General features: G+C 42.2%; 8 protein-coding genes. All 8 read right to left on the bottom strand.

The window, feature by feature from the left end; all coding sequences use genetic code 11:
- Nucleotides 1–303: 303 nt before the first annotated feature.
- Nucleotides 304–1803 carry a lysine--tRNA ligase gene (gene lysS / locus ACTJKA_RS18370; RefSeq protein ID WP_017366450.1) on the bottom strand — a complete coding sequence of 500 codons (1500 nt, stop codon included), beginning with the start codon at nt 1801–1803 and terminating at the stop codon, nt 304–306.
- A 90-nt stretch (nt 1804–1893) separates the two neighbouring features.
- Nucleotides 1894–2895: a tRNA dihydrouridine synthase DusB gene (dusB, locus tag ACTJKA_RS18365; RefSeq protein ID WP_008341796.1), complete on the bottom strand. Its 1002-nt coding sequence runs from the start codon at nt 2893–2895 to the stop codon at nt 1894–1896.
- Entirely contained in the window at nt 2888–3121 is a 234-nt protein-coding gene (locus ACTJKA_RS18360) for a helix-turn-helix domain-containing protein (RefSeq protein WP_017366448.1), read from the bottom strand. The genes dusB and ACTJKA_RS18360 overlap by 8 nt, the downstream gene beginning before the upstream one ends.
- Entirely contained in the window at nt 3073–3576 is a 504-nt protein-coding gene (gene folK / locus ACTJKA_RS18355) for a 2-amino-4-hydroxy-6-hydroxymethyldihydropteridine diphosphokinase (protein WP_007496156.1), read from the bottom strand. The genes ACTJKA_RS18360 and folK overlap by 49 nt, the downstream gene beginning before the upstream one ends.
- Nucleotides 3573–3935 carry a dihydroneopterin aldolase gene (gene folB, locus ACTJKA_RS18350; RefSeq protein WP_024719372.1) on the bottom strand — a complete coding sequence of 121 codons (363 nt, stop codon included), beginning with the start codon at nt 3933–3935 and terminating at the stop codon, nt 3573–3575. Before folB ends, folK begins: the two co-directional genes overlap by 4 nt.
- Nucleotides 3928–4785: a dihydropteroate synthase gene (gene folP / locus ACTJKA_RS18345; protein ID WP_440607887.1), complete on the bottom strand. Its 858-nt coding sequence runs from the start codon at nt 4783–4785 to the stop codon at nt 3928–3930. Before folP ends, folB begins: the two co-directional genes overlap by 8 nt.
- Before the next feature lie 9 nt (nt 4786–4794).
- Complete coding sequence (gene pabC, locus ACTJKA_RS18340) at nt 4795–5643, bottom strand: aminodeoxychorismate lyase (RefSeq protein WP_440607886.1); 849 nt, start codon at nt 5641–5643, stop codon at nt 4795–4797.
- Nucleotides 5640–6233 carry an aminodeoxychorismate/anthranilate synthase component II gene (pabA, locus tag ACTJKA_RS18335; RefSeq protein WP_008341810.1) on the bottom strand — a complete coding sequence of 198 codons (594 nt, stop codon included), beginning with the start codon at nt 6231–6233 and terminating at the stop codon, nt 5640–5642. The genes pabC and pabA overlap by 4 nt, the downstream gene beginning before the upstream one ends.
- Nucleotides 6234–6240: the final 7 nt, after the last annotated feature.

Raw genomic sequence — 6240 nt, 5'->3', positions numbered from 1 at the left:
ACTACCTATGATGTATCATAGGATTTTTTTATAAAAACTCGAATTAACAGGTACGTTTTGTCTTGTTTAGTTTTCAAAGATCATCTTCGTTATCGCTCGTAAGCGACTTTAATATCTTAACATTTTTCTTCGGTTGAAGTCAAGAACTTTTTTCATTTTCTTTTTTCAACCTCGTTGCTGTTTTGCGGCAACGAATAATAATATACCATCTGGATTCTTTTCTTGCAATAGTTTTTTTAAAAAAAGTTTCATTTTATGAAAAATAAAAAGCGCCACAGATCAAATGGCGCTTTTGTTGATGTATTAACGGTTTCTCATTTGCGGGAAAAGCAGTACATCTCTGATTGATGGAGAATTTGTTAGTAGCATGATTAATCGGTCGATACCGATTCCTAGTCCGCCTGTTGGCGGCATGCCATATTCTAATGCTTCAACAAAATCGTCATCCATGAGATGCGCTTCGTCATTTCCTTCTTCACGTTCTTTTAATTGAGCTTCAAAACGTTCTCTTTGGTCGATTGGATCATTCAGCTCGGTGAATGCATTTGCATGCTCGCGACGCACGATGAATAGCTCAAAGCGGTCCGTGAAGCGCGGGTCTTCAGGATTTTTCTTAGCTAATGGAGAAATCTCGACTGGGTGCCCGTAAATAAAAGTAGGCTGAACCAGTGTTTCTTCTACTTTTTGCTCGAAGAACTCATTGATAATATGACCTACTGTCATGTTTTTTGTGATTTCAACACCGTGATCAGCAGCATGCTGTTTTGCTTCTTCTACAGACATCTCTTGCCAGAAGTCTACACCTGTCGCTTGTTTGACTGCTTCAACCATATGGAGTCTCTTCCATTCAGGTTTTAGATCAATTTCATCTTCTCCATATTGAATTGTTGTTGTTCCCAGCACCTCTTGGGCAATATGAGCAATCAAGTTTTCCGTTAGGTTCATGATGTCTTTATAGTCTGCATATGCTTCATACAGCTCAATCATAGTAAATTCCGGGTTATGACGAGTTGAGACTCCTTCATTACGGAATACGCGACCAATCTCGTATACTTTCTCTAGACCACCGACAATTAGACGTTTTAAATGCAGCTCGATCGCAATACGCATATAAAGTGGCATATCAAGTGCATTGTGATGAGTAATGAAAGGACGAGCTGATGCACCACCAGGGATGCTATGCATTGTTGGTGTTTCAACTTCTAGGTATCCTTTTGAATCTAAGTATCTTCTCATTGATTGAATGATTTTGCTGCGCATGATGAACGTCTGCTTACTTTCTGGATTGACAATCAAGTCAAGGTAACGCTGACGATAGCGTTGTTCTACATCTTTTAGTCCGTGATATTTATCAGGGAGCGGGCGAAGTGCTTTTGTAAGAACCTCAAAGCTAGTCGCTTTAATTGAAAGTTCTCCTACATTCGTTTTAAATACGGTTCCCGTCACACCGATAATATCGCCTAGGTCCGAGCTTTTGAATAATTCGTAAGCTTCTTCTCCTACACTATCTTTACGTACATAGATTTGAATTTGTCCTTCTAAGTCTTGAATGTGTGCAAAGCCAGCTTTCCCTTTTCCGCGTTTTGTCATCATACGGCCAGCAATTGTTACTTGAGCTGCTTTTTCTTCTAAGTCTTCTTTTGAAAACTCGTCATATTCAGCAATAATTTGTGCGGATTGATGAGAACGGTCATATCGTTCACCGAATGGATCGATACCCTCTTCTCTCATTTTATTCATTTTGTCACGTCTTACTTGGAATTGATCATTTAATTCTTCGTTATTAAGCCCTTCATTACTCATTTATATCACTCCAATAATGTATTTTGCAGAGAAAAGCAGAAAAACTGCCAGTACGTGCACTAGCAGTGAGCTACAAAAAGAAAGATAGTCTTATCCTACTTTTATTCTTTGAAGCTCTTTTGCCTCGGCTTCGATCGTAAAGTCATCTAGAACTTTTACAAGCTCCGCTCTCGTTTCACTTTGATTGATTTGGTTTCTTACATCTGCATTGCCCCGGACACCTTTTAAGTACCATGCTGCATGTTTTCTCATTTCTCTGACAGCCACATGCTCGCCTTTCAGGTCTATGAGTCTGTCTAAGTGAAGTTTGCACACAGACATTTTCTCACGCACATTAGGCTCTTCTTTTAGTTCACCCGTTTCTAAATAATGAACCGTCCGGTAAATCATCCACGGGTTTCCTAGTGCGGCTCTTCCGATCATGACAGCATCTGCACCCGTTTCATCAAGCATACGTTTTGCATCCTGAGGGGTTTTGACATCTCCATTGCCGATGACTGGAATGGAAACAGATTGTTTGACCTCTTTTATAATATCCCAATTCGCTGTTCCCTCGTACATCTGCACACGTGTCCGTCCGTGAAGCGCAACCGCTTGTCCACCTGCTCGTTCAACAGCACGGGCATTGTCGATAGCGAAAATATGGTCTTCGTCCCAACCCATTCTCATTTTCACAGTAACAGGTTTATCTACAGCTTCTACGACTGCGGATACCATTTCGTAAATCTTGTTTGGATCCAGCAGCCATTTCGCTCCTGCGTCACACTTCGTGATCTTTGGTACAGGACATCCCATATTAATATCAATAATGTCCGCCGTTGTATTCTGGTCTACAAACTTGGCCGCTTCTACGAGCGTGTCCTTTTCTCCCCCAAATATCTGAAGGCTCAACGGTTTTTCACGCTCATCAATGTACAGCATGCCCATCGTTCTGGCATTATTAATCAAGATCGCTTTGTCACTGACCATTTCAGCGCAGACTAAGCCCGCTCCAAACTCTTTCACAGTGAGTCTGAAAGCAGAGTTACACACACCAGCCATTGGTGCGAGCACTACTTTGTTTTTAATTTCGATATCTCCGATTTTAAACATCTAGTCCCCTCCTTTCCTCTTCAAGTATTGGTGAAAGTTCTTCCACCGTTATATTTAAAGCATCTGCTATTTGACCAACCATTTGGTTTGTTGGTAATCGATTGCCTCGCTCAATTTCCCCTAAGACAGAGACAGAGATGCCCAGTCTTTTGGCGAACCCTTCCTGAGTATACCCTTTTAGCTTTCGGTATGCACGAATTCTTCTACCCCACATGTCTTTTTCCATATGCTTACACCTTCTTGGTCTGTTACGGCGTTTATCTGGGCTTCGCCGATTTCTGGGCAAATCTCACTCATCGGAACAAGAACGAATAAACGTTCGTACATTCTAGGATGCGGCACTACAAGTTGTTCTGTTTCAATATTTTCACGATTATAAAGTAAAATGTCAAGGTCAGCTGTCCGTGGACCCCACCTCACTTCTCTTGTTCTGCCTAACTCCTGCTCAATGTTCTGAGTCAGTGATAGAAGTTCTTCGGGACGAAGCGAGGTGGAAATCTTCACAGCCATGTTCAAGAAGTCATCCTGATTCTCGTAACCTACAGGTGTTGTCTCATATATAGATGAAATGGATTCAACTTGAACACCTGGATGTTCGTGAAGTTTTTTGACAGCTTCTTTTAAGTAGGTTTCCTTTTTTCCTATGTTTGAGCCTAAAGCGATATATGCTGTATTGTTCATGCGCGTGATCTCGTCATTTCAATGGCAACGGACTGATAGTGTCCTGGAATTGGCGGATCTGGTTTGATTACTTTTACTGTACATTCTTGAACTGTCGGAAAGTCCTTTAACACTTGGTTTGCAATTCTTTCTGTCAGCGTTTCAACGAGGTTCACTGGGTCCCCTTCTACAATATTTTTGCAGATGTTGTAGAGCTCAGCATAGTTGATGGTCTCATTTAGGTCATCCGTTTGTCCTGCCTTACTTAAATCAAGTGAAGCTGTTAGGTCCACACGAAAGCGCTGGCCTAGTTTATTCTCTTCTGCAAATACACCGTGATAGCCGTAAAATTCCATTCCGTTTACATATACTTTATCGATGATAAGCGCCTCCTTTATTCAGCATGGCATCCATCATTTTTGCCATTCTTGCGATTTCTTTTACATCGTGCACTCGGACCATCGCGCTGCCCTTTTGAATCCCAAGACAGACCGTCGCACCCGTTCCTTCAGTACGTTCTTCAGGCGGCAGGTCTAAAACTGCACCGATGAATCGTTTTCGTGATGTTGCTAGAAGCAGCGGATACCCTAGGTGGCAAAAATGTTCAAGTTCATTCATGACCATGAGGTTGTCAGTTTTATTTTTCGCAAATCCTACACCAGGATCTAATATGATCATGTCATCACGGACACCCGCTTGTTTCACAATGTGAACACTTTCTTTCAGATCTGCGATCATATCTGAAATCAGATGGGTGTAATTCCGCTCTGGTCGATTGTGCATTAAGATGATTGGCACGTTGTGCTTCGCTGCCACATGCGCCATTTGAGGATCAGCTTTCGCCCCCCATACATCATTAATGATTGAGGCTCCTGCTTTCACTGCCTCATCTGCGACATGGGCTTTATACGTATCAATAGAAATAGGTATGTCCAACTCTTTTGTGATCTTCTCAATGACAGGAATGACCCTTGAAAGCTCCTCTTGCTCTGAGACAAGTGCCGCCCCCGGCCGAGTCGATTCACCGCCAATATCAATAATATGCGCCCCATCTTCTATGAGCTGCGTTGCATGAGCCAACGCTTTATCCATTTGATTGAATTTTCCTCCATCTGAAAAAGAGTCCGGTGTGACATTTAAAATGCCCATGACCAATGTCTTTTCTTCATAACTAAGGGTATGGTGCTTGGCTTGTATGATTTTAGGCTGTTTTATCAATTGTTGTGTCATTGTGTCCACCTACTCTTTATGTTCTAGACGTTCTTTTGTATATTCTGTTCTCAACTTGGTCGAAATCGTTCGGTTGTGGTTTTGCAGGACGGTGTCTCCGATATTTTTAAAAGGCACAATTCCCTGAACCGAATTGGTCATCCACGCCTCATCAGCTGAGAGCAAGTGCGAGAGTGGATATCTTCCTTCTATTAGTGGGATCCCCGAAGATTGCAGCGTTTCGATACAATATCGACGGGTAACCCCGTTTAAAATGCCGGTATCAAGTGAAGGTGTATAGATCACATCTTTTTTTCGCCAAAATAGATTTGACGTAATTCCTTCTGCCACATCGTCTTCTTTTGTTAAAAAGATCCCTTCTACAGACGGATCGTTCCCTACTTCTCTTTTCGCCAGCAGGTTGTTCATGTAATGATGCGACTTGAGCCGTCTTGGACCTTCCGGTGTGTTTCTTCTTGTATCAAGAATGATTCCCTGTTTTTCATCTACTATTGATTCAGGCCGGAATGGGGAGATCATCACAAAAACAACAGGCTCCTCATAAGGGTCTGCAGAAAATCCATTGCCTCTGCCCGCAGAAACATTGAAGCGGATCCTCGCATGACCGTCCGTTATTTGGTTTTGATTGAATAATGTATGAATGATGTCGAGTACAAATGGTTTCTCTATTGTGGATTCGATGCAAAGGTCACGCAATGATTGATTGAGCCTTTCAAGATGCCAGTCTAACAAGAAGACTTGTCCTGCTAGAGAGGTAAATGTTTCGAATACACCGATGCCATATAGAAAACCATGATCAAAAGGAGAAAGAGTCGCGTCTTTCTCCTCTATATACTGACCGTTCAGGTAAATGATCATGCGTTTACTTCATTCCCCTTTTTACGATAGGTTTCAATGAAATTTCTGAGCATTTCCTTACCGAAGGATGTCATAATTGATTCTGGATGGAATTGAACACTTTCAATCGGAAGTTCTTTATGGCGAATGGCCATGAGTTCGCCTTCCTTTGTGCTCGCTGTTCTGACAAAGCACTCCGGCAGCGTCTCGTCTTTAACAATTAATGAATGATATCTCGTTGCGACGAGCGGATTTTGGAGTCCCGTGAAGACACCTTTGCCGTCGTGTTCAATCTCTGATGTTTTCCCATGCATTAACCGCTCCGCACGAATGACGTCTCCACCAAATACTTGTGCAATGGATTGATGACCTAAGCAGACACCGAAGATCGGAATCTTCCCAGCAAAATGTTTGATCGCTTCCATACTAATTCCTGCTTCATCCGGACTGCAAGGTCCTGGAGAAATCATCAGAAAGTCTGGCTTGAGCTCTTCGATTTCTTGAATAGTGACTTGATCGTTTCGTTTTACAATCAGTTCTTCTCCAAGCTCACCTAAATACTGGACCAGGTTGTACGTAAATGAATCGTAATTATCAATCATTAATATCATACTCTGC

The organism is Bacillus sp. 22190, from assembly GCF_052045575.1.
Classification (GTDB): domain Bacteria; phylum Bacillota; class Bacilli; order Bacillales; family Bacillaceae; genus Bacillus; species Bacillus altitudinis.
This window is presented reverse-complemented; position numbering and strand designations above follow the sequence as displayed.